The sequence below is a fragment of the Nonomuraea composti genome (assembly GCF_012034275.1).
In the GTDB taxonomy this organism is placed as follows: domain Bacteria; phylum Actinomycetota; class Actinomycetes; order Streptosporangiales; family Streptosporangiaceae; genus Nonomuraea; species Nonomuraea composti.
Genome location: NZ_JAATEP010000001.1, coordinates 65,951 through 86,484 on the forward strand (window position 1 = coordinate 65,951; position 20,534 = coordinate 86,484).

Here is a 20,534-nt window from a genome sequence, read left to right on the forward strand (position 1 = left end):
TCAGTCCTTCTTCTTCTTGTCGTCGTTGAGGTTGTACTGGTCTTCCGACGCCGCGCCGAGCACGGTCACGTCATGAATCTTCCAGGTCCCCTTCTCCTTGACAAGGCTGATCTTAAGGTGGGAGTCCTTCACCGAGCGGATCGCCTCCGAGGTGTTCACCTGCTGGTCCACGACGACGATGGCGTGGGCGGTGGCCTCGTCCACGTCCGCCAGGTACACCTCGCGCACCGTGGCCTGCGAGGTGGCCTTGAGCTTGACGATGACCTGCGCCATCGCGCCGCCGAACGCCGCGTCGTACGTGCTCAGGAAGTCGCCCGTGGCCTGGGCGGCGAGGGTGGAGCGGGTGCTCTGGAGGTTCTGGTAGTCGTAGCTGAGCAGGGCGCGGCTGAAGGCGCTGGCCGCGCCGGAGACCTCCAGGCGCAGGGCGCGCTCCGACTCCAGGCCGGCGCGGGCGTCCTCGGCCTGGGCGGCGGAGAGCCACTGCAGGACGGCGGTGGCGGTGATCGCGGTCACCAGCATGGCGGCCAGCGCGCCCATCACCTTGGCCCGCGTGAACCGCCCGCGCCGCGAGGGCCGCCCACCGTCAGGCGCGTGGGTGTCCTCAGGTTCCTGTGCGTCCTCGGGCTTCTGGATGTCCTCACGCTCCTGTGCGTCCTCACGCTCCTGGACGTCCTCGGGCGGCTGGACGTCCTCGGGCGGCTGGACGGCCTTGGGCTCGTCGGTCATCACGGCTCCTCACGGCGGCGGGCGGCCCGGCCCGCCGCGATCCAGCCCACGATGCCACCGCTCACCACCACGGCGAGGAAGATCGCGGCAATCAGCGGGACGACGTTCATGGGGGGCGCGGGCCGGGTGGCGGCCACACCCTTGGGCGACGGGGTGGTGCTGCTGTCAGAGGAAGGCTCAGGAGTGGCCTGCTCGCTGGGACGCTCGGCGGCCGAAGACGCGTCGGCGTCGTCAGCGGAGGTGTGGCCGCGGTCGGCGGTGAAGTCGGGGGCGGGCGCGGGCGAGCGGGCCGGGCAGGAGCGCAGCTTGGGGATGGCGGGCGGCCCGAGCGGGCCTGCGTACTCCTCGGCCGGCGTCGGCCCGCCCGGCACGCTGAAGATGAACGACGCCTTCCCGTACACGGTCCCGCCGCGCCGTTCGCTGATGTCGCCGGCGAGGCTGAGCGCGGTCGGCATGATGCTCAGCAGGTGGTGCACGTTGCGTTCGGTGGCGGCGGAGAAGGCGGGCTGGTGCGGCAACCCGGCGGCGGTCAGCAGGCAGGAGAAGCCGGGCCTGGACGTGCGGATGGCGGCGTCGAGCTGGGCGAACACGCCGGGCCCCTGGTCGAGGATGGCGTTCAGGTCCGTACGTGACTCGCGCAGCGCCGCCGTCACCGTGCGCAGGTCCGTGATGCCGGAGGCGAGCGCGCCGCGCCGGCCGGCCAGCGTGTGGGTGAGCCGGGTGAGCTGCACCGCGAGGTCGTCGAGGACGGCGGCGTTGTCGGCGAGGGTGCCGGTCAGGGTGTGGGCGTCGTCGACGATGCGGCGGATGGCGGGCGCGCGCCCGTCGAGGGCGACGGCGAGCTCGTGCACGATGGTGTCGGCGTCCTCGGGAGGCACGGCGTTGAGCAGCTTGCCGACCCCTTCGAACAGCTTCTTGTAGTCGAGCGGCACGGTCGTCCTGGCCAGCGGGATGGTGTCGCCGGGCGCGAGCGCGGGCCCGGCGACGCCGGTGGGCGGCGGGGAGAGCGCCACGTACGGCTCGCCGATGGCGGAGCGGCGCCGCACCTCGGCGGTGACGCCCTTGGGCAGCCGGATCTCCCTGTCGATGTCCAGGCCCACGATGATCTTGCCGGGCGCGAGCCGCACCTCGCCGATCTTGCCGACGCGCACGCCCAGGTACGCCACGTCGAACCCGCGGATGAGCCCGGGGGAGGAGACGAACTCGGCCGAGACCCGGTAGGGCCGCTCGACGGCGTCCAGCCGGATGATCGTGCTGAACGCCCAGACCGTCATGGCGATGCCCAGCAGCACGAAGAAGCCGAGGTTGACGTAGATGCGGTTTCTCATCGCGGCGGCTCCAGCAGCAGGCTGAAGTCGGCGCCGCGCTCGTCGCGTACGGGGGCGCCGCGCACGTTCGGCAGCAGGCCCTTCAGCCACACGTAGATGAGCACCTGCCCGTTGACGGTGATCGGCGGCGTGTCGATGAACGCCTGCAGCTTGGCCACCAGCGCCTTGAGGTCCTCCTTGCCCCGCTGCATGGCCGTCGAGATGGCCTCCAGCTCGCGCAGGAGCGTGCGCAGCCGCGCGGCGTGGCGCGGGTAGACGGTGAGGTTGGCCTGCTCGGCGAGCCGGGTGAGGGCGACGATGGTCTTCTTGACGTGCCTGCGGCCGTGCGCGAGGCGTCCGGTGGCGGCGGCGAGCGTGCCGGGCAGCTTGTCCAGCTCGGCGCTACCTTCTGCGAGGTCGTCGCCGAGCCTGGCCAGGGCGTCGATGGAGGTGCCGAGGTCGCGGCGGGCGGCCGCGTACGCGTCGGTGACCTGCGCGGTCTGCTTGATCAGCCGGTTCACGTCGTCGCCCTGCCCGGCGAAGGCGGTGGAGGCGGCGTCGAGGATGGCGTTGACGTCCTGGGCGCCGAGCGCCTCGATGAGCGGCCCGGCCTTGGCGGTGACCTGCTCGATGTCCGGCTCGACGGACGTCTCGGCGATGGTGGCGCCGTCCTTCAGGTACGGGCCGGTGGCGAGGTTCTTGCCGGGGGGCGGGGTGAGGCGGACGTAGTTCTCGCCCAGCACGGACGTCTTGGCGACGGTGGCCGTGCTGCCCTCGGGCACCCGGTGCGCCGACTGGATCGACATCGTCACCCTGGCGCGGTAGCCCGCCAGCTCGATGCCGGTGACGGTGCCCACGCGCACGTCGGAGATCTGCACGCTGTGCCCGGTCACGAGGCTCTGCGCGTCGTCGAAGACGGCGTGCAGGGTCAGGTCGCCGGTGGTGGCGCCGAGCGTCTGCAGCGAGCACCCGGCGGTCAGCGCCAGCGCCGCGAGCACTCCCGTCCACCGCCTGGTCATCGGGGGTTCCCCTGTCGCTCGAAGGGGCAGTTGCTCAGCCCGGCGGGCAGGCACGGCACCGGGCCCAGGTTCAGGGCGTCGAACAGCGGGGTCAGCCACGCCCTGGTCATCGCGTTGAGCACGACGCGGATCTTCAGGACGTGCTGCTTGCGGTCCCATGAGTCGATGAGCACGTCGGCGAAGTCGGCCGCGCCCTTGACCGCCCGCGCGGTGGAGGCGCTGTTGGCCCGCACGGTCAGCACCAGCTCGGCCAGCGTCGTGGCGGCCTGGGGCAGCCGCTTGGAGTACTGCTCGATGATGACGTCGCCGCGCCGCACGAACCCGGCCATGGACGTGACGAACCCGCGCAGCCGCCGCCGCTCCTCCGCCAGCGTGGCGCTGGCCTCGGAGAAGGCGTCGATGGCGCCGGTCACCTGGCTCTCGCGCTCGTTGAGGCTGGTGGCCAGCTTGTTGAGGCTCTTGGCGAGGTCCACGAGCTGCTGGTCCTGCTTGGCCAGGACGCCGGTGAGCTCGGCGGTGTCGGCGATGGCGCCGTTGATGGTCTTGCCGCGGCCGCGGACCCCGTCGGCCAGGTCGCCGGCCACCCGGCCGAGCTTGTCGTCGTCGAGCGCGTCGGTCAGCTTGGTGAACGCGTCGAGCGCCTCGTCGATCTCCACCGGCAGGTCGGTGCGCTCCAGCGGGATCGTCGCCCCGGCCTGGGCGCGCGCGTCGCCGGGCTTCCACGGGGGATACAGGACGACGTTGCGCTCGCCCAGCGTGTTCTGCGGCGCGACCACGGCATGGACGTCGGCGGGCAGCGGCACGTGCCGGTCGATGCGCAGCTCCACCCGTACCTTGTCGCCTGATATCCGGATCCGGTCCACGTAGCCGGCGTCGAGCCCCATCACCTTGACCCGCGCCTCCTCGTACAGGGAAGGCGCCTGGCTGAAGATCGCCACCAGCGGGTACGGGCCGGCCCCGCCCACCGAGCAGCCGGAGGCGAGCAGCACCCAGGCGAGCAGCACCGCCGCGAGCCGTCTCATCGCCGCTCCTTCCTGTCGTCGGCGATGGCCGCCAGCACCTCGGGGTTGATCGGCCCCAGGCCGGTCGCGATGGCCTCCAGCCACGGCCCCTGCCCGCCCATCGTGGCCAGCCCGGAGAACGTCGGGCCCGCCCACGCCAGCAGCGCGTTGAGCCGCTCGTTGCTGCCGCTGAGCCGGGTGGTGATGGCCGCGTTGTCGTCGAGCACCCGCACGAGCGCCCGCTCGTGCTCGGTGATCAGCCGGGTGGTGCTCGCCACGAGGTCGCTGCCGTCGCCCAGGATCACGCGCAGCTCGTCGCGGCGGCGGCGCAGCTCGTTCAGCATGATCTCGACCGCGTCGAGCAGCCGGCCGAGCTGGGCGTCCTTCTTCTCCAGGACCTTCATGATCCGGGTGCCGTTGTCGAGCAGCCGCTGGAGCTGCGGCTCGCTGCCGCTGATGGTCTCCGACAGCTCGCCGATGTTGTCGAGCAGGCGGGTGACCCGGCCGCGCTTGAACGTGTCGAGCTTGCCCAGCTCGGTGAGCAGGTCGTCCACGGCATCGGTGTCGAGCCGCTCGACCAGCCGGGTCGCGTCCTTGATGGCGTCGTTGACGAGGGTGGGCACGCCGGTGCGCTGCACGGGGATGCGCCGCTGGGCCTCGGGGAGCTGGTCGAGGTACGGGGGCGCGACGGTGCCGGTGAGCTTGACGTACCGGCCGCCGAGCAGGTTGGACAGGGTGATGTCGGCCCGCGTGGAGCGGCCGAGCCGCACGCCGTCGTCCACCTTCCACGTGACGACCACGTTGCCCTGCCCGTAGTCGGCCCGTACCTCGGTCACCTTGCCGACCCGCACCCCGGCCACGCGGACGTCGTTGCCGGTGCGCAGCCCGCCGGAGTCCACGAACACCCCCGACATCGTGTAGCCGCCCTCCAGCAGCCCCAGGTTCCCGACCAGGAACGTGGCCACCAGCACCACGGCCAGCGTGGCCAGCGACGCCAGGCCGACGGCGTGCTTGTCGCGGTCGCGGAAGGACTTCACCGGCCCACCAGCAGCTTCCTGAGGTCCTTCTCGCTCTGGATCCTGGTGTTGCGCAGCGGCGGCGGCGTCTGCATTCCGTACGGGCAGGGCGCGGCGCTCAGCGCCAGGCACGGCACGGCGGTGATGAAGTAGTGGCCCCGGTTGACCGACGAGTACGCCCGCGTGAGCAGCGGCGGGAACGTGCTGACCGCCTTGTCGATCTCGCCCACGTGCCGCCGGATGCCGCCGGTCAGCCCCGACAGGTTGTCGACCAGCCGGCCCAGCTCGCCGGCGTTCTTGCCGAGCACCTCGTTGGAGGTGTGGAAGGTGGCCGAGAGCTGCACGAGCGCGTCGTCCACGAGCTTCCGGTTGTCGGCGAACGCCTCCGACAGCGTGACGAGGTTGTCGACGAGCCGCTCGATCTGCTTGTCCCGCCTGGCGACGACGCCGGTAACGGTGGCGTAGTCCTTCAGCAGCCGCTCGATGGTCTTCCTGCGCTCGGCGACCGTGGTGGTGATCGCGTTGACGTTGTCGAGCAGGCGGGGGATGTTGTGCTCGTTGCCCTTGAGCGAGGTGGCGGCGGCCGTCAGGAGCCGGTTGATCTGCTCGGGGTCGAGGCTGCGGGTGAGCGGGCCGAGGTCGCTGACCAGCTCGCCGATGTCCACGACGGAGGAGGTGCGGGTGATGCGCGAGCCGGGCGGCAGCCGGCCGGGCGCGGTGCCGGGCAGCAGGTAGACCACGCGCTGGCCGACGGCGTTACGCCAGCGGACGGCGGCTTCGGTGTCGGTGGGCACCTTGACCGCGTCCCGCACCTCCATCGTCACCTCCGCCCGCCCGTCCACGACCCTGATCCGCTCGACCTGGCCGACCGGCGCGCCGGCGATCTTCACCTGGTCGCCCTCGACCAGCCCGGACACGTCGTCGAAGACGGCGGTCAGCCGGTAGCCGCCGCCCGTGCTCACCCGCGCGATCTGCACGGCGATGAACACGATCAGCGACAGCGTCACGCCGATGAACAGCACGAAGCGGACGAACGTCCAGCGGCGGCGCACGCGTTCCATCAGCGCCTCCCGTCGGTGGGGCCGCAGGCGCCGACGATCAGCTCGCAGATGTCGGTCGCCACGAACGCCTCCACCTGGAGCTGGCGGCTGTTGCCGGGCCCCGGGGCCTCGATGAGCTCGTTGAGCAGGTCGATGAGCCGGTTCAGGCCGCGCACGCCGTCGCCGGCCAGGCCGAGCTGGGCGTAGATGAGCGCGGCCACCCGCTCGCCCGAGTGCACGCCGGCCCGCAGGTCCTGCCGGTGCTTGGCCAGGCCGTGCGTGACCTGGCCCGAGATCGAGTCGATCCCGGCGAGCAGCGCGCGCACCTTGTCGGCCCGCTCCAGCAGGTCAGGGGTGATCACGTTGACGTCGGAGGAGATGGCGACCAGGTCGTCGCCCTTGTCCGACAGCGCGGTGCCGAGCAGCGCCGCGTCGTGCAGGAACTGCCTGGCCCGCTGCCGGTGCCGGTGCGCCACGCCCACGACGGTGCCGGCGTCGTCGATCAGCTCGCGCAGGTCGGTGCCCTGCCCCTCCAGGCCCTTGGCCAGGGTGTGCACGATGACGGTGACCTCGCGCGGATCGACCGCGTCCAGGCCCTCGTAGGCGTCGCCGAGCGTGTCGGACAGGTCCAGCGGGTCGCGCGTGTCGGTGATGACGGCGCCGGCCGCCAGGAACGGGCCGGTGGTCTCGCCCGAGCCGGGCTCCAGGCCGACGAACTTGGGGCCGAACACCGACGCGGGCTCCACGGACGCCACCGTGGTCCTGGGCAGCGGGACCGTCACGTGCATGGTGACCACGGCCCGGCCCTGAGGGTCCAGCGACAGGTTCGTCACCTCGCCGACCGTGATGCCGCGGATCTTGACGGGGGAGCCGGCGTCGAGGCCCTGCCCGGCCCGGCCGAACACGGCGTCGATCCGGGTGCCGGGGACCTGGGTGGCGGAGCGGACGGCGTACAGGGCCGCGGCGGCGAAGACGGCCAGCACGGCCAGCGCGAGGCCCAGCCGGGCGGCGAGAGAGAGATCAGCTCGGGCCACCGGCTCACCCCGTCAGCGGTATGTTGCCGCCGCCGCCCCAGAACAGGTACGACAGCAGCAGGTTGAGCAGCACGATCGTGACGATCGACTGGCGGATAGCCCGGCCCGCCGCCACCCCCACGCCCACCGGCCCGCCCGTGGCGTGGAAGCCGTGGAAGCAGTGGATCACGATGACCGCGAAGGCGAACACGGCCACCTTGGCGACGCTGAACACGATGTCGCTGACCGGCAGGTACAGATAGAAGTAGTAGTCGTAGACACCGGGCGCCAGCCCGAACAGCACGGTGCACATCAGCCGGGTGGCGAAGAAGCTGGCGAACAACGCGATCAGGTAGATCGGCACCAGTGCCAGCAGCGCCGCCACCACCCGCGTGCAGATCAGGTAGGTGAAGGCGTTGATGCCCATCACCTCCAGCGCGTCGATCTCGTCCGAGATGCGCATCGCGCCCAGCTCCGCCGTGAACGACGAGCCGACCTGCGCCGCCAGCGCCGTCGCGGCGATGATCGGGGTGATCTCCCGCACGTTCGCGAAGCTGCCGACCAGCCCCATGAACGACTCCGCGCCGATCGCCTGCAACCCCTGGTAGCCCTGCAGGCCCACGGTCGCGCCCACGACGAACGCCATCGTGAACACCACGAAGATCATGCCGCCGCCGATGACGGTCGCCCCGACGCCCACGACCACGTCGCTGACCTGCCGGACGACGACCTTGAAGTACTTCAGCCGGAGCACGACGTCGCGTACGGAGTAGAACAGCACCCGCCACACGAACAGCGGCCAGTCGGCCAGCGCGGCGAACCGCTCGGCGGCGTCCCGTCCCCTGCGGGCGAGCCGGAGGCCGGCGGTCCGGGTGACCATCAGAGCGACCTCGGCGGGTAGGCCAGGAAGTACACGGCCGAGATCACGTAGTTGAACGTGAACACCAGCATGAACGTCACCACGGTCGCCTGGTTGACCGCCCGCCCCACCCCGACCGGGCTGGTCGCGCACGTCATGCCCTTCCAGCACGCCACGCCCGCGGCCACGAACCCGAAGATCCACGCCTTGAACAGCGTCACGTACAGGTCGGACGCCACGACCAGCGACAGCGCCCCGTCGAAGTACGCGCCCGGCGTGACGCCCTGCACGACCACGTTGAAGAAGTAGCCGCCCGCCGCGCCCGCCACGATGACCAGCGGGCACAGGCACACCGCGATCGTGCTGGCCGCCCACATGCGCGGCGTGACCAGGCGGTGGATGGGGTTGACCGACATGACCTCCATCGCGCTCAGCTCGTCGCGGATGTGCCGGGCGCCGATGTCGGAGGTCATCGCGCTGCCGCCGGCCCCGGCGATGAGCAGCGCGCTGGCCAGCGGCGCCACCTCGCGGATGAGGCCGACGAAGACCGCGCTGCCGGTGGCGGAGCCGGCGCCCAGCTGCCTGGCCAGCTCGCCCACCTGCAGGGCCACGGTGGCGCCCAGCGGCAGGGCGACCAGCAGCACGGGGACGCTGGTGACGCGGGCCAGGAACCAGCACTGGTCGACGAACTCCCACCACCAGCGCCTGACGTCCCAGCTCCGGCGCAGGCCCTCCAGGACGATGACGAACAGGTCGCCGACCTGGCCGAGAGCCGAGCCGGCCCGGCGTCCGACGTACCCGGACCAGGCCATCACCACCTCCGCCGCCTACGGATCGCCCACCCTACTGACGGGTTGTCCAGTAGGCCATGGCTTGGCGGGAATTTGCGCGAAAGGGATGAGGGCCGGGCCGCGCCTTGTCAGGCGGGTACGAAAAGTGACCGCCCCGTTACACCCGGCCGATCACAGCAGGGCGCCCATCCACGCCTCGATCTCGTCGGGGTGGCGGGGCAGCGCCGAGGACATCAGGCGGGCGCCGCCGGCGGTGATCACCAGGTCGTCCTCGATGCGGATGCCGATGCCGCGCAGCTCCTCCGGCAGCGTCAGGTCGTCCGGCTGCAGGTACAGGCCCGGCTCGACGGTCAGCACGTGCCCCTCCTCCAGGACGCCGTCCAGGTACATCTCGGCGCGCGACTTGGCGCAGTCGTGCACGTCGAGGCCGAGCATGTGGCCGCTGCTGCACAGCGTGTAGCGCCGGTACAGGCCCGTCTCCATCAGCTCGTCCGTGGACTGCGTGAACAGGTCCCAGTCGCGCAGCCCGTCGCAGATGACCCGCATGGCGGCGAGGTGGAAGTCGCGGAAGCGGGCGCCGGGGCGCAGGGTGGCGATGGCGGCCGACTGGGCCTCGTACACCAGCTCGTACGCCTGCCGCTGCACCGCGCTGAACCGGCCGGACATCGGGATGGTGCGGGTGACGTCGGCGGTGTAGAGCGTGTCGGCCTCGACGCCCGCGTCCATCAGCAGCAGGTCGCCGGCGTTCAGGGCGCCGTCGTTGCGGATCCAGTGCAGCACGCACGCGTGCGCGCCGGCGGCCACGATGCTGTCGTAGCCGACCGCGTTGCCCTCAAGCCGCGAGCGCAGCCCGAACACGCCCTCCAGGTACCGCTCGCCGCGCGGGTGCCCGAGCGCCTGCGGCAGCGCGCGCACCACGTCCTCGAAGCCGCGCGCGGTCGCGTCCACGGCGCCCTGCAGCTCGCCGATCTCCCACTCGTCCTTGACCAGCCGCATCTCCGACAGGAACGACTCCAGCTCGGCGTCCCCGTCGCCCCTCGGCACCCGGGCGTCCACCGAGGCGTCCACGCCGCGCAGCACCCGGGCCGGGCCCTCAAGGCTCAGCTCGCGGATGTGGGCGCACTCGATCTGGTACAGCTCGGCCGCCTCCGCCAGGTCGGGCCGCGGGCCGGCCCAGAACTCGCCGTAGCGGCGGTCGCGGTAGAACTCCTGGCCCTCCTCGCGCGGGGCGCGCGGCCTGACGTACAGGACCGCCTCGCCGGACGGCTCGATCACCAGCACGTCGTCCGACTCGCCCGCCCCCGTCAGGTACGAGTACGCGCTGTGCGGCCGGAACCGGTAGTCGCAGTCGTTGCTGCGCACCTTCAGCGTGCCCGCCGGGATCACCAGCCGCTCGCCGGGGAAGCGCTGCGCCAGCGCGGCCCGCCGCTTGGCCGCCCAGGGCGCGATCGGCCGCGCGCTCACCTCGGCCGCGCCTTGCCGCCCCCAGCCGGTGCGCATGAAGGCGGCCAGCTCCTCGGTGACGGGCAGGTCGTGGCTTCCGGTGTTGAGCGGCTCGGTCATCTGGCAGTCCTCGGGTGATATTTCGGTCGTGTACGGGATTTCGTACGCCAAGCAGCCTACGTGACCCATTGACTCCGTCCCCACCGGCTTGTTTGCCTGGAGGCAGGCTTGGAAGACTGAGGGCAGAGGTGGTGCACATGCTCATCGGGACGATCCTTCGTGCGAAAGGCAGTGGCGTGACGACGGTGGCACCCGGGGCCACCGTTCGAGAGCTGCTCGCCCGGCTCGCGGAGCACAACATCGGCGCCGTCGTCGTCTCGACCGACGGCCAGACCATCGAGGGGATCGTCTCCGAGCGCGACGTCGTGCGCCGCCTGCACGACCGCGGCGCCGCGATCCTCGACGCCCCGGTCTCGTCGATCATGACGACCGAGGTCACCACGGTCGGCCCGGGCGAGAACGTCGACTCGCTGCGCCGCACGATGACCACGCAGCGCTTCCGCCACATGCCCGTGGTCGAGGGCGGCCGGCTCGTCGGCATCGTGAGCATCGGCGACGTGGTCAAGAGCGCGATCGAGGAGCTGGAGACGGAGAAGGCGTCGCTCGTCGACTATCTCCACCGTTGACAGGGATGGCACGCTTGGGTCCGTGATGTACGGGCCCCCGCCACCCCCTGACCAGTCCCGGTACCCGGATTACCCGCGGGCGACCAGCAGTCCGCCGATCATCGTGCTCGTCTCAGGGCTGGCGGCGCTGCTGGGCTTCCTGCTGGGCGTGCTCGTCGGGTTCGGGGCGGGCACGACGGGCGAGGAGGAGCCCGCCGAGCCCAAGGTGACGGTGACGGTCGAGGACACGCTGCCGGAGGAGTCCGCCCCGGCCGGGACCACGCCGCCCCAGGACACGCAGCCGCCCGCACAGACCCAGCCACCCGCACAGACCCAGCCACCCGCCCAGACCCAGCCACCGGCTCAGACCCAGCCACCGGCTCAGACGCAGCCACCCGCTCAAACCCAGCCGGGGCAGGCCACCACTCCTCCGGCCGGTGACGGAGGTGCCACCGGGCCCGCCGTCGAGCTCTCCTCGCTCCTGCGCACGCTCGTCGTCGGCACCGACATCCAGCCCGGCACGTACCGCACGACCGGCCCCATGTCCGGCTTCCCGATGTGCTACTGGGCCAGGCTGCGCACCACGACCGGCGACGCGATCGCCACCGGCATGCCGAACGGCCCCGCCACCGTCACGATCCTGGCCACGGACAAGGCGTTCCAGACGGGCGGCTGCGTGGAGTGGACCAAGGTCTGACGCCCTTTCTTGACCGAAGCGCTGGACAATCCGGCAAGAACGCGCAATTCTGTCGGGCGACAGAGAGGAGGCACGCCCGGGCGTGCTGGCGTGTCGACCCTGCGCTCTATGGGCCACGCCACTCCGGCGTCCCTGGCCAGGACGCGCGACGGAGAGTGCGGAACAGCACGCGTGAGCCACCGATCCGAACCCTTCCGTTCGCGAGGAGTGTCCATGCGTCTTCCCGTTCTCATCTCCGCCCTGGTCGTCACCGCCGCTCTCACCACTGCGCCCGCCGAGGCCGCGACGCTGCCCGACCCCGTCCCGTGCGCCGGCTGCTGGAAGCCCGCGCTCAACACCAGCTGGGAGTGGCGGCTGTCCTCCCTGCCCGCCAAGCCGTTCCTCGACGTGCAGATGTACGACATCGACGGCTTCGCCGCCAAGAGCGGCACGATCGTCAAGGAGCTCAAGGCCGCCAAGCCCGGCCGCAAGGTCGTCTGCTACATCAGCGCAGGCACCCACGAGGACTGGCGCCCCGACGCCGGCCGCTTCCCCGCGAGCGTGATCGGCGAGCCGCTGGAGGAGTGGGAGGGCGAGCGCTGGCTCGACATCCGCCAGTACGGCGGCACGCTCGGCGAGATCATGAAGGCCCGGCTCGACATGTGCAAGGCCGCCGGGTTCGACGCCGTGGAGCCCGACAACGTCGACGCCTACACCAACGACAGCGGCTTCCCGCTCACCGCCGCCGACCAGCTCGCCTACAACGCCTGGTTCGCCAACGAGGCCCACAAGCGGGGGCTGTCCGTCGGGCTCAAGAACGACGTCGCCCAGATCCCGAAGCTGCTGCCGTACTACGACTTCGCCGTCAACGAGCAGTGCTGGCAATACTCCGAGTGCACCACCGCCCAGAACGGCACGTACGGCTACGACCAGTTCGTCAAGGCCGGCAAGGCCGTCTTCCAGGTCGAGTACGAGCTGAAGACCTCCCAGTTCTGCGCCAATTCCAACGCCCAGAACTTCAACTCGCTGAAGAAGACCTACGACCTGGACGGCACCCGCACCGCCTGCCGTTAAAGGCGTTTGCGCCGGTAGGGCGAGCGTAGGAGGATGCGCTCAGCCCACCAAGGAGGAAGACATGTCGGTGTTGCAGAGCTTCGTGGACAGCGTGCGCGGCGGCGCGATCGAAGTGATCGACCTCACCGCGCCCCTCTCGCAGGACACGCCGATCCTCCAGCTGCCCGAGCCGTTCGGCAACACGATCCCGTTCCGGCTGGAGGAGATCAGCCGCTACGACGACCGCGGCCCGGCCTGGTACTGGAACGACATCCACACCGGCGAGCACACCGGCACCCACTTCGACGCCCCCGTCCACTGGGTCACCGCCCGCGACGGCCAGGACGTCTCCCAGGTGCCCGCGCGCAGCCTCATCGCGCCCGCCGTGGTGCTCGACTTCGCGGCGGAGGCGTCGAAGGATCCCGACTTCCTCCTTCAGATCGACCACGTCAAGGAGTGGGAGCGGGCCAACGGCCCGCTCCCCGACGGCGGCTGGCTGCTCTACCGCACCGGCTGGGACACCCGCTCCGGCGACCAGGCCGCCTTCCTGAACGCCGACGCGAACGGCCCCCACACGCCCGGCATCTCCGTGGAGTGCGCCCAGTGGCTGGCCGCCGAGACCCCCATCCTCGGCATCGGCGTCGAGACCGTCGGCACCGACGCCGGCGCGGCCCACTCCTTCGACCCGCCCTTCCCCTGCCACTCCTTCCTGCTGGGCGCCGGCAAGTACGGCCTCACCCAGCTGCGCAACCTCGACCGCCTGCCGGTGACCGGCGCCGTCGTGGTCGCCCCGCCGCTGCCCATCGTCGGCGGCTCCGGCAGCCCCGTGCGGGTGCTCGCCCTGGTGGAGCGTTGATCGTCGCGGAGGCCGTCGGCCGGGCCCTGGCCGCGTGCGGCGCCGGCACCGTCTTCGGGGTGGTCGGCAGCGGCAACTTCCACGTCACCAACGCCCTCGTCGCGAGCGGGTCGCCGTTCGTCGCCGCCCGCCACGAGGGCGGCGCCGCCACCATGGCCGACGCCTACGCCCGGATGAGCGGCCGGGCCGGCGTGGTGACCGTGCACCAGGGGCCCGGCCTCACCAACGCCATGACCGGGCTCACGGAGGCGGCCAAGAGCCGCACGCCGCTGATCGTGCTCGCCGGTGAGGCCACCGAGGCCCGGTCCAACTTCCACATCGACCAGGCCGGCCTGGCCACCGCCGTGGGAGCGGCGGCGCTGCGGGTCACCTCGGCGCGGGCGGCGGTGGAGCAGGTGGTCGAGGCGTACCGGGTGGCGGTGGAGGAGCGGCGCACGGTGCTGCTGAACCTGCCGCTCGGCGTCCAGTCCGCCGCCTACGACGGGCCGCAGGACGTGCCCGCGCTCGTCGCCCGCCTGCTGGCGGCCGAGCCGCCCTCAGGGTTTCCCGCCGCGAAGGAGCCGGCCGGGTCCGAGGTGGGGGCGCTGGTGCAGGCGCTGGAGGCGGCCCGGCGGCCCGTGTTCATCGCCGGGCGCGGCGCCCGGCATGCCCGCCGTGAGCTGGAGGAGCTGGCCGAGCGGACGGGCGCGCTGCTGGCGACGTCCGCGGTGGCCAAGGGGCTCTTCCGCGGCAGCCCGTGGGATCTCGACGTGTCGGGCGGGTTCGCCACGCCGCTGGCCGCCGAGCTGATCCGCGCGGCGGACCTGGTCGTCGCCTGGGGCTGCGCGCTGAACATGTGGACCACCCGCCACGGCTCCCTCATCTCGCCCGGCGCCAGGGTGGCGAAGGTGGATCTCGACGCGGCGGCGCTCAAGACGCACGTCCCGGCCGACCTGGGCGTGGTGGGCGACGTGGCCGAGGTCGCCCGCAAGGTGGCCGCCCAGGTCGCGGTGCGGCCCGGTTGCCGGACGCCCGCGCTGGCCGCCCGCATCAGGGCCGAGGGGCGCTGGCGGGCCGTCCCGTACGAGGACGAGAGCGGCGGCGGCCGGATCGACCCGCGGACGCTCACGATCGGCCTGGACGAGCTGCTGCCCGCCGAGCGGATCGTCTCCGTCGACTCCGGAAATTTCATGGGATATCCGTCGATGCTGCTGGACGTCCCCGACGAGGGCGGGTTCTGCTTCACGCAGGCGTTCCAGTCGGTCGGGCTCGGCCTGGCGACCGCGATCGGCGCCGCCGTCGCCCGCCCCGACCGGCTCCCGGTCGCCGCGCTCGGCGACGGCGGCGCGCTCATGGGCCTGGCCGAGCTGGAGACCGTGGTCCGGCTCGGGCTGCCGATGGTGATCGTCGTGTACGACGACGAGGCGTACGGGGCTGAAGTGCACCACTTCGGCCCGCACGGCCACCCCCTGGACACCGTCACGTTCCCGCCCGCCGACCTGGCGGCCATCGCCCGCGGCCACGGCCTGGCCGCCGTGACCGTCACCCGGGCGGAGGACCTGGCGGGCGTCGCCGGCTGGGTGAACGGCCCGCGCGACCGCCCGCTGCTGGTGCACGCCAAGGTGGCGGGCGAACGCGGCTCCTGGTGGCTGGAGGAGGCGTTCAAGGGCCACTGACGGTGCCTTTCGCCACTAACGGTGTTTTCGCCACTGACCGTGCTTTTCGGCGCGTCAGAGCGCGTCAGAGCGCGTCAGAGCGCGTCAGAGCTTGCGGAAGGTGCGGGCCTCCTCGGCCGCCTCCAGCACGTCGGCCAGCGGAACGCCCGCGCCCGCCGCCACCGCCGCCGCGATCGCCCCCTCCACGAACGGCACGTCCGCCACCACCACCCGCCCGTCCTCCTCCAGCAGCCGGGCCGTCAGCACTGAGCTGCCGAGATCGGGGATGATCACCACCCCGGCTCCCCTGTCGACGCCGCGCACGGCCGCCTCGATGAGGTCCACGCTCGTGCCCAGCCCGCCGTCCTCGGTGCCCCCGGCCGCCGCCACCGGCGCGTTCTCGCCCGCGATGCCGCGCGCCAGCGCCGCCGCCTCGATCGCCAGCCCGGCGCTGTGCGAGACCAGCACCACACCCACCATCACGGCGTCCCACCACCTCCCGCGGTCGCGGCCGTCATCCCGCCACGTTGGCCAGCGCCGTCATGATCAGCGTCGCCGACGCCGCCCCCGGGTCCTCGTGGCCGATGCTGCGCTCGCCCAGATAGCTGGCCCTGCCCTTCCTCGCCTGCATCGGGATCGTGGCCTTGGAGCCCTCACCGGCCGCGCGGGCCGCCTGGTCGAGCGCCTCCCGCACCCCCACCCCGTCCCGTACGGCCAGGGCCAGCGCGCGCGACGCCGGCGCCAGCGCGTCCACCATGGTCTTGTCGCCCAGCGCGGCCTTGCCCAGCCGCTCGACCGCCACCACGCCCTCCTCGAACGCCCCCGCGAACCCGGCCAGCGTCACCGGCGTCTGCAACACCTTGCCCATCTGCCGGAACAGCGACCCGTACAGGGGCCCGGAAGCGCCGCCGACGCGGCGGATCAGCGTCGCGCCCGCCGTCGTCAGCACCTCAGCCTCCGACGCCGGCGCCGACTCGGCCAGCGCCTTCAGCACCTCCGCCAGGCCGCGGTCGAGGTTGGTGCCGTGGTCGGCGTCGCCGATCGCGGCGTCGAGGCGGGTCAGCCGGTCGCGGTCGGCGCGCACCAGCCTGGCCGCCTCCTCGAACCAGGCCACGAACAACGCGGTCTCCATCAGCGCCCCCACCGCAGGCCGGGCGTCTCGACCGGCGCGTCCCACAGCCGGGTCAGCCGGTCGTCGAGCCGGCAGACCGTGACCGAGAAGCCCTGCATCTCCAGGCTCGTCACGTAGTTGCCCACCAGCGACCGCGCCACCCGCGCCCCCTTGCCCTTGACGAACGCCGCCACCTCGGCGAACACCACGTACAGCTCCATGAGAGGCGTGCCGCCCATGCCGTTCACCATCACCAGCAGGTCGCCCTGGAGCGGCAGGTCGCTGTGGATCGCCTCCATCGCCACGCCCGCCAGCTCGCGCGCCGACACCATCGGCACCCTGGCCCTGCCCGGCTCGCCGTGGATGCCGATGCCCAGCTCCACGTCCGTCTCCGGCAGGTCGAACGTGGGCTTGCCGGCCGCCGGCACCGTGCACGACGACAACGCGATGCCGAACGAGCGGCTGCGCTCGTTCACCTCGGTCGCCACCGCCGCCACCTCGTTCAGCGGCGCGCCCTCCTCCGCCAGCGCCCCCGCCATCTTCTCCACGAACAGCGTCGCGCCCGTGCCGCGCCGGCCCGCCGTGTAGAGGGAGTCCTGGACGGCCACGTCGTCGTCGACGAGCACGCTGACCACCTCGACGCCGTCGGCCAGCTCGGCGGCCATCTCGAAGTTGAGCACGTCACCCGTGTAGTTCTTGACGATGTGCAGCACCCCGGCGCCGCCGTCCACGGCGTTCGTGGCGTCGATGATCTGGTCGGGCACCGGCGAGGTGAAGACCTCGCCCGGGCAGGCGGCGTCCAGCATGCCGTGGCCGACGAACCCGGCGTGCAGCGGCTCGTGCCCCGAACCGCCACCCGAGACCAGGCCCACCTTCCCAGGGCGAGGGCCGTCCGCCCGGTAGACCACCCGGTCGCGGACGCGCAGCGACGGGTGGGCCGCGGCCATGCCGTTCAGCGCGTCCTCGACCACGGAGTCCGCCGAGTTGATGAGCTTCTTCATGGTCAAAACATCTGCCCGTTTTCACGACCGCGCAAGCGTCGTAGCGTGGGCGGGGTGGATGTCGTCTACGACCCGTACGATCCCGCGGTGAACGACGAGCCTTACCCCGTCTACGCCCGGCTGCGCGCGCAAGCGCCCCTGTACCACAACGCCGACCTCGGCTTCTGGGCACTGTCCCGCCACGCCGACGTCTCCGCCGCGCTGACCGACAGCGCGCTGCTGTCCAGCGACCACGGCCCCATGCTCGACCCGGGGGCGTGGGGGCCGCACGCCCGCACGTTCCTGTCGTTCGTGGCCATGGACCCGCCCGAGCACACCCGCATGCGCGCCGCGATCTCGCGCGGGTTCACCCCGCGCCGCGTCGCCGCCCTCGAACCCATGATCAGGCGGATCGCCCAGGGGCACATCGAGCGGGCGGTCGAGCGGCGCACGTTCGACTTCGCCCGCGACATCGCCGCCAGGCTGCCGCTCGACGTGATCTCCGAGCTGGTCGGCGTGCCGCCGTCCGAACGGGCGCAGGTGCGCAGGAACTTCGGCACCCTGCTCATGTACGACCCCGACGGCAAGATGGCCGAACAAGGGCTCAGAAGCATCATCGGCCTCGGCGACTACTACCGCGCCATCGTCGCCGAACGCAGGAAGGCGCCCCGCGACGACCTCGTCTCCGTGCTGGTCGCCGACGACGAGCTGACCGACGACGACATCGTCGCCTTCCTCTTCCTGCTCATCGGCGCCGGCGCCGAGACCACCACCCACCTGCTCAGCGCCGCCTGGTACTGGGCGTGGCGCAACCCCACTCAGCGCGCCACCGCCTTCGGCGGGGCGATCGAGCCGTGGATGGAGGAATCGCTGCGCTACGACACGCCCGCCCACGGCACCGCCCGCCGCCTCACCCGCGACACCGGCTGGTACGGCGTCCGTGTCCCCAAGAACTCCAGGATGTGGCTGCTCATCGGCTCCGCCAACCGCGACGAGACCGTCTTCCCCGACCCCGACGTCTACGACCTCGGCCGCGACACCGGCCGCGCCATCAGCTTCGGCGCCGGCCGCCACTACTGCCTCGGCGGCCCCCTCGCCCGGCTCGAAGCCCGCATCGCCCTCGAAGAGCTGACAAAAGCCGTCAGACCCGGCTACGACGTCGATCCCGGCGGCATCAGCCGCACCGCCCACGGCAACGTGCGCGGCATGGTCAGCCTCCCCACTACCGTGACACCCGCCTGAGTAGGTTACCTTCTGCACATGGCTGAGATCGTGTACCCGCCGGTGATCGCCGCCGCGCGGACCCTCTTTCGCGTGCTCGACATCCGCTTCCACATGGAGGGCACCGAGCACGTGCCGCGGTCCGGGGGAGCGGTGCTGGTGAGCAACCACATCAGCTACCTCGACTTCATCTTCGCGGGGTTCGCCGCGCTGCCGTCCAAGCGCCTGGTGCGCTTCATGGCCAAGGAAGACGTGTTCACCCACCGGATCTCGGGGCCGCTCATGCGCGGCATGCACCACATCCCCGTCGACCGGGGGGCGGGCGCGGGCTCGTACGCGACCGCGCTGCGCATGCTCAAGGCGGGCGAGGTGGTCGGCGTCTTCGCCGAAGCCACGATCAGCCGCTCGTTCACCGTCAAAGAGATCAAGAACGGCGCCATCCGCATGGCCATGGCCACCGGCACCCCGATCATCCCCGTCGGCCTCTGGGGCAGCCAGCGCCTCTGGACCAAGGGCCGCCCCCGCAAGCTCCTGCAACGCCACGTCCCCCTCACCATCCTCGTGGGCGAGCCGATCTACCCCAAGCGCGGCGAAAACGTCAACCAGCACACCTCCGACCTCCACGCCCGCCTGTCCGAGCTCGTGGACCGCGCCCAGCGCACCTACCCGGAGGTCCCGAAGGGTGTCTGGTGGCAACCCGCCCATCTCGGAGGCACGGCACCCACACCGGAGGAGGCCGCGGCCCTCGACGCCGCCGAAGCCGAGGCCCGCGCCAACCGCGACCAACCCACCACCTGACCCGCCCGCCGGCGACAGCCCCTGGGCGGGGCAGCCACCGCCCGCGCCACGCCACCCACCGCCGCACTCGGCCTCGCCGCGTCGGCGCCGGTGGGGCGTGAGCCGCCGATCGTGCGTGAGCCGCCGCACGCTCGGTCACTCATCGTGTCCCGCCCCGCGGCCCGCCGGCCGCTGCCTCCGTCGCTGACGGCCGTCGCGTCCGGCGGCGGTCCCTTCGGGGGCCGGCCGCCACGTCCTTGGGGTTGGCCGCCGTGCGCGTCGCGCCGCTCGCCGCCGTACAACGTCTCGCCGCACCGGCGCCGGTCCAGCTCGTGCCACCGTGCGCTGTGCTGCGCCTCCGGTCGGGCGTGGGCTGCCGCACGGCCCGGCGCTCGCCGCGCTGCGCTCCCCGCTTGGCGCCCGCCGCGCTGGACCGGGGCTTGCCGGCCGTCGTGCCGCGCGTCCGGCATCCCGGCACCGGGCCGGGCCGTCAGATGGCTGCTTGGTAGGCGCTGGCGCGCATGCCGGCCAGCAAGCCCGCCGTCTGCTCCGGTGTGTACCGCCGCACCGGGTCGTGGTGCAGCAGACCTTCGATGAGGGGGCGCATCACCCCGGCTCGCCGTGGCGGCGGGTAGGGGCCGCTGCGGGCCATGCCGAGGACGGTGGCGGCGTCCTGGCCGGGGTAGGGGGGCTGGCCTTCGATGGCGCTGTAGAGGGTGGCGCCGAAGGACCACATGTCGGCCTCCTTGCTGGCCGGCCCGCCGTGCAGGCGTTCGGGCGCCATGAAGGCGGGGGTGCCGCGCAGGCGGCGGGAGGTGGTCATGCGGATGTCGCCCTCGGCGGTGGCTATGCCGAAGTCGGTCAGCACCACCCGGTCGCCGGTCAGCATGACGTTGGCGGGCTTCACGTCGCGGTGCAGCACGCCGGCCTGGTGGGCGGTGCGCAGCGCCGCGAGCAGGTGCTGGCCGATGGCCGCGACCGACTGCGCGGGCAGCGTGCCCACTTGGGAGAGCAGCTGGTGCAAGGAGAGCCCGTCGAGGTACTCCATCACGATCCAGAGCTTGCCGCCCTCTTCGATCAGGTCGTGGACCGTGATGATGTTGGGGTGCGTCAGGCCGGCTGCCATTCTGGCCTCACGCAGCACCCGGCGGCGTACCATCTCGGCCTCTCCGGCCAAGGTCAGCTCCTTAAGTGCCACCGTACGGTGGAGGAGCTGATCGAACGCCCGCCAGACGACTCCCATACCCCCACGACCGGCCTCCTCATTCAGGAGGTACCGTCCGCCGATCTTCCGCATACCATCCCCTCAAGCTCGGGGATAATCATGTCACCTCAGCACGAGCTGT

At 72.1% G+C, this 20,534-nt stretch carries 21 protein-coding genes; 7 read left to right on the forward strand and 14 right to left on the reverse strand.

Annotation, left to right across the window (positions count from 1 at the left end; translation table 11 throughout):
* The 10 genes from HCN51_RS00300 to HCN51_RS00345 all read right to left on the reverse strand — a co-directional run bounded on the left by HCN51_RS00300 (nucleotide 1) and on the right by HCN51_RS00345 (nucleotide 10,335).
* A complete protein-coding gene (locus tag HCN51_RS00300; protein WP_168005488.1) occupies nucleotides 1–726 on the reverse strand; it encodes a hypothetical protein in 726 nt (241 codons plus the stop codon).
* Nucleotides 726–2,054: an MlaD family protein gene (locus HCN51_RS00305; RefSeq protein ID WP_168005490.1), complete on the reverse strand. Its 1,329-nt coding sequence runs from the start codon at nucleotides 2,052–2,054 to the stop codon at nucleotides 726–728. Before HCN51_RS00305 ends, HCN51_RS00300 begins: the two co-directional genes overlap by 1 nt.
* Complete coding sequence (locus tag HCN51_RS00310) at nucleotides 2,051–3,052, reverse strand: MCE family protein (RefSeq protein ID WP_168005492.1); 1,002 nt, start codon at nucleotides 3,050–3,052, stop codon at nucleotides 2,051–2,053. Before HCN51_RS00310 ends, HCN51_RS00305 begins: the two co-directional genes overlap by 4 nt.
* Nucleotides 3,049–4,074 (reverse strand): MCE family protein, encoded by a 1,026-nt coding sequence (locus HCN51_RS00315; protein ID WP_080040932.1) that lies wholly within the window; start codon nucleotides 4,072–4,074, stop codon nucleotides 3,049–3,051. Before HCN51_RS00315 ends, HCN51_RS00310 begins: the two co-directional genes overlap by 4 nt.
* Nucleotides 4,071–5,090, reverse strand: a complete 1,020-nt coding sequence (locus HCN51_RS00320) for an MCE family protein (protein ID WP_168005494.1) — start codon at nucleotides 5,088–5,090, stop codon at nucleotides 4,071–4,073. The genes HCN51_RS00315 and HCN51_RS00320 overlap by 4 nt, the downstream gene beginning before the upstream one ends.
* On the reverse strand, nucleotides 5,087–6,130 hold the full coding sequence (locus tag HCN51_RS00325; RefSeq protein ID WP_168005496.1) for an MCE family protein: 1,044 nt from the start codon (nucleotides 6,128–6,130) through the stop codon (nucleotides 5,087–5,089). The genes HCN51_RS00320 and HCN51_RS00325 overlap by 4 nt, the downstream gene beginning before the upstream one ends.
* A complete protein-coding gene (locus tag HCN51_RS00330; RefSeq protein ID WP_168005498.1) occupies nucleotides 6,130–7,143 on the reverse strand; it encodes an MCE family protein in 1,014 nt (337 codons plus the stop codon). The genes HCN51_RS00325 and HCN51_RS00330 overlap by 1 nt, the downstream gene beginning before the upstream one ends.
* Nucleotides 7,144–7,147: 4 nt before the next feature.
* Nucleotides 7,148–8,002: an ABC transporter permease gene (locus tag HCN51_RS00335; RefSeq protein WP_080040928.1), complete on the reverse strand. Its 855-nt coding sequence runs from the start codon at nucleotides 8,000–8,002 to the stop codon at nucleotides 7,148–7,150.
* Nucleotides 8,002–8,793, reverse strand: coding sequence for an MlaE family ABC transporter permease (locus HCN51_RS00340; RefSeq protein ID WP_080040927.1), 792 nt, complete (start codon nucleotides 8,791–8,793; stop codon nucleotides 8,002–8,004). Before HCN51_RS00340 ends, HCN51_RS00335 begins: the two co-directional genes overlap by 1 nt.
* Nucleotides 8,794–8,943: 150 nt before the next feature.
* Nucleotides 8,944–10,335, reverse strand: a complete 1,392-nt coding sequence (locus tag HCN51_RS00345; protein ID WP_168005500.1) for an aminopeptidase P family protein — start codon at nucleotides 10,333–10,335, stop codon at nucleotides 8,944–8,946.
* Between the two features lie 137 nt (nucleotides 10,336–10,472).
* On the opposite strand from HCN51_RS00345, the gene HCN51_RS00350 reads away from it, so the two are divergent.
* The 5 genes from HCN51_RS00350 to HCN51_RS00370 all read left to right on the forward strand — a co-directional run bounded on the left by HCN51_RS00350 (nucleotide 10,473) and on the right by HCN51_RS00370 (nucleotide 15,120).
* On the forward strand, nucleotides 10,473–10,901 hold the full coding sequence (locus HCN51_RS00350; protein WP_168005502.1) for a CBS domain-containing protein: 429 nt from the start codon (nucleotides 10,473–10,475) through the stop codon (nucleotides 10,899–10,901).
* A gap of 25 nt (nucleotides 10,902–10,926) precedes the next feature.
* Nucleotides 10,927–11,577 (forward strand): Rv1352/Rv1906c domain-containing protein, encoded by a 651-nt coding sequence (locus HCN51_RS00355; RefSeq protein WP_487353028.1) that lies wholly within the window; start codon nucleotides 10,927–10,929, stop codon nucleotides 11,575–11,577.
* 213 nt (nucleotides 11,578–11,790) lie between these two features.
* Nucleotides 11,791–12,630 carry an endo alpha-1,4 polygalactosaminidase gene (locus tag HCN51_RS00360; RefSeq protein WP_168005504.1) on the forward strand — a complete coding sequence of 280 codons (840 nt, stop codon included), beginning with the start codon at nucleotides 11,791–11,793 and terminating at the stop codon, nucleotides 12,628–12,630.
* A gap of 61 nt (nucleotides 12,631–12,691) precedes the next feature.
* A complete protein-coding gene (locus HCN51_RS00365) occupies nucleotides 12,692–13,465 on the forward strand; it encodes a cyclase family protein (protein WP_168005506.1) in 774 nt (257 codons plus the stop codon).
* Nucleotides 13,462–15,120, forward strand: coding sequence for a thiamine pyrophosphate-binding protein (locus tag HCN51_RS00370; protein WP_168005508.1), 1,659 nt, complete (start codon nucleotides 13,462–13,464; stop codon nucleotides 15,118–15,120). The genes HCN51_RS00365 and HCN51_RS00370 overlap by 4 nt, the downstream gene beginning before the upstream one ends.
* A gap of 84 nt (nucleotides 15,121–15,204) precedes the next feature.
* On the opposite strand, the gene HCN51_RS00375 is transcribed toward HCN51_RS00370, so the two are convergent.
* From HCN51_RS00375 to dhaK, 3 genes are read right to left on the reverse strand one after another with little or no spacing between them, the layout of a single operon-like run.
* Nucleotides 15,205–15,579 carry a PTS-dependent dihydroxyacetone kinase phosphotransferase subunit DhaM gene (locus HCN51_RS00375; RefSeq protein ID WP_080040921.1) on the reverse strand — a complete coding sequence of 125 codons (375 nt, stop codon included), beginning with the start codon at nucleotides 15,577–15,579 and terminating at the stop codon, nucleotides 15,205–15,207.
* A 34-nt stretch (nucleotides 15,580–15,613) separates the two neighbouring features.
* The gene (dhaL, locus tag HCN51_RS00380; RefSeq protein WP_168005511.1) at nucleotides 15,614–16,231 is read right to left on the reverse strand and encodes a dihydroxyacetone kinase subunit DhaL; all 618 of its coding nucleotides are present in this window, start codon (nucleotides 16,229–16,231) and stop codon (nucleotides 15,614–15,616) included.
* Nucleotides 16,231–17,211, reverse strand: a complete 981-nt coding sequence (gene dhaK / locus HCN51_RS00385; protein ID WP_168005513.1) for a dihydroxyacetone kinase subunit DhaK — start codon at nucleotides 17,209–17,211, stop codon at nucleotides 16,231–16,233. The genes dhaL and dhaK overlap by 1 nt, the downstream gene beginning before the upstream one ends.
* Nucleotides 17,212–17,265: 54 nt before the next feature.
* On the opposite strand from dhaK, the gene HCN51_RS00390 reads away from it, so the two are divergent.
* A complete protein-coding gene (locus tag HCN51_RS00390; RefSeq protein WP_346433477.1) occupies nucleotides 17,266–18,432 on the forward strand; it encodes a cytochrome P450 in 1,167 nt (388 codons plus the stop codon).
* A gap of 18 nt (nucleotides 18,433–18,450) precedes the next feature.
* Nucleotides 18,451–19,209 carry a lysophospholipid acyltransferase family protein gene (locus HCN51_RS00395; RefSeq protein ID WP_080040918.1) on the forward strand — a complete coding sequence of 253 codons (759 nt, stop codon included), beginning with the start codon at nucleotides 18,451–18,453 and terminating at the stop codon, nucleotides 19,207–19,209.
* A 469-nt stretch (nucleotides 19,210–19,678) separates the two neighbouring features.
* Here HCN51_RS00395 and HCN51_RS00400 read toward each other — a convergent pair whose 3' ends face one another.
* A complete protein-coding gene (locus tag HCN51_RS00400) occupies nucleotides 19,679–20,485 on the reverse strand; it encodes a serine/threonine-protein kinase (RefSeq protein ID WP_080040917.1) in 807 nt (268 codons plus the stop codon).
* Between the last annotated feature and the right edge of the window lie 49 nt (nucleotides 20,486–20,534).

Bases quoted from the DNA above. Each gene is read 5' to 3' on its own strand.
- HCN51_RS00300 (WP_168005488.1), bottom strand. From the start codon at position 726: ATGACCGACGAGCCCAAGGCCGTCCAGCCGCCCGAGGACGTCCAGCCG.
- HCN51_RS00305 (WP_168005490.1), bottom strand. From the start codon at position 2,054: ATGAGAAACCGCATCTACGTCAACCTCGGCTTCTTCGTGCTGCTGGGC.
- HCN51_RS00310 (WP_168005492.1), bottom strand. From the start codon at position 3,052: ATGACCAGGCGGTGGACGGGAGTGCTCGCGGCGCTGGCGCTGACCGCC.
- HCN51_RS00315 (WP_080040932.1), bottom strand. From the start codon at position 4,074: ATGAGACGGCTCGCGGCGGTGCTGCTCGCCTGGGTGCTGCTCGCCTCC.
- HCN51_RS00325 (WP_168005496.1), bottom strand. From the start codon at position 6,130: ATGGAACGCGTGCGCCGCCGCTGGACGTTCGTCCGCTTCGTGCTGTTC.
- HCN51_RS00335 (WP_080040928.1), bottom strand. From the start codon at position 8,002: ATGGTCACCCGGACCGCCGGCCTCCGGCTCGCCCGCAGGGGACGGGAC.
- HCN51_RS00340 (WP_080040927.1), bottom strand. From the start codon at position 8,793: ATGGCCTGGTCCGGGTACGTCGGACGCCGGGCCGGCTCGGCTCTCGGC.
- HCN51_RS00345 (WP_168005500.1), bottom strand. From the start codon at position 10,335: ATGACCGAGCCGCTCAACACCGGAAGCCACGACCTGCCCGTCACCGAG.
- HCN51_RS00350 (WP_168005502.1), top strand. From the start codon at position 10,473: ATGCTCATCGGGACGATCCTTCGTGCGAAAGGCAGTGGCGTGACGACG.
- HCN51_RS00355 (WP_487353028.1), top strand. From the start codon at position 10,927: ATGTACGGGCCCCCGCCACCCCCTGACCAGTCCCGGTACCCGGATTAC.
- HCN51_RS00360 (WP_168005504.1), top strand. From the start codon at position 11,791: ATGCGTCTTCCCGTTCTCATCTCCGCCCTGGTCGTCACCGCCGCTCTC.
- HCN51_RS00365 (WP_168005506.1), top strand. From the start codon at position 12,692: ATGTCGGTGTTGCAGAGCTTCGTGGACAGCGTGCGCGGCGGCGCGATC.
- HCN51_RS00375 (WP_080040921.1), bottom strand. From the start codon at position 15,579: ATGGTGGGTGTGGTGCTGGTCTCGCACAGCGCCGGGCTGGCGATCGAG.
- dhaL (WP_168005511.1), bottom strand. From the start codon at position 16,231: ATGGAGACCGCGTTGTTCGTGGCCTGGTTCGAGGAGGCGGCCAGGCTG.
- dhaK (WP_168005513.1), bottom strand. From the start codon at position 17,211: ATGAAGAAGCTCATCAACTCGGCGGACTCCGTGGTCGAGGACGCGCTG.
- HCN51_RS00395 (WP_080040918.1), top strand. From the start codon at position 18,451: ATGGCTGAGATCGTGTACCCGCCGGTGATCGCCGCCGCGCGGACCCTC.
- HCN51_RS00400 (WP_080040917.1), bottom strand. From the start codon at position 20,485: ATGCGGAAGATCGGCGGACGGTACCTCCTGAATGAGGAGGCCGGTCGT.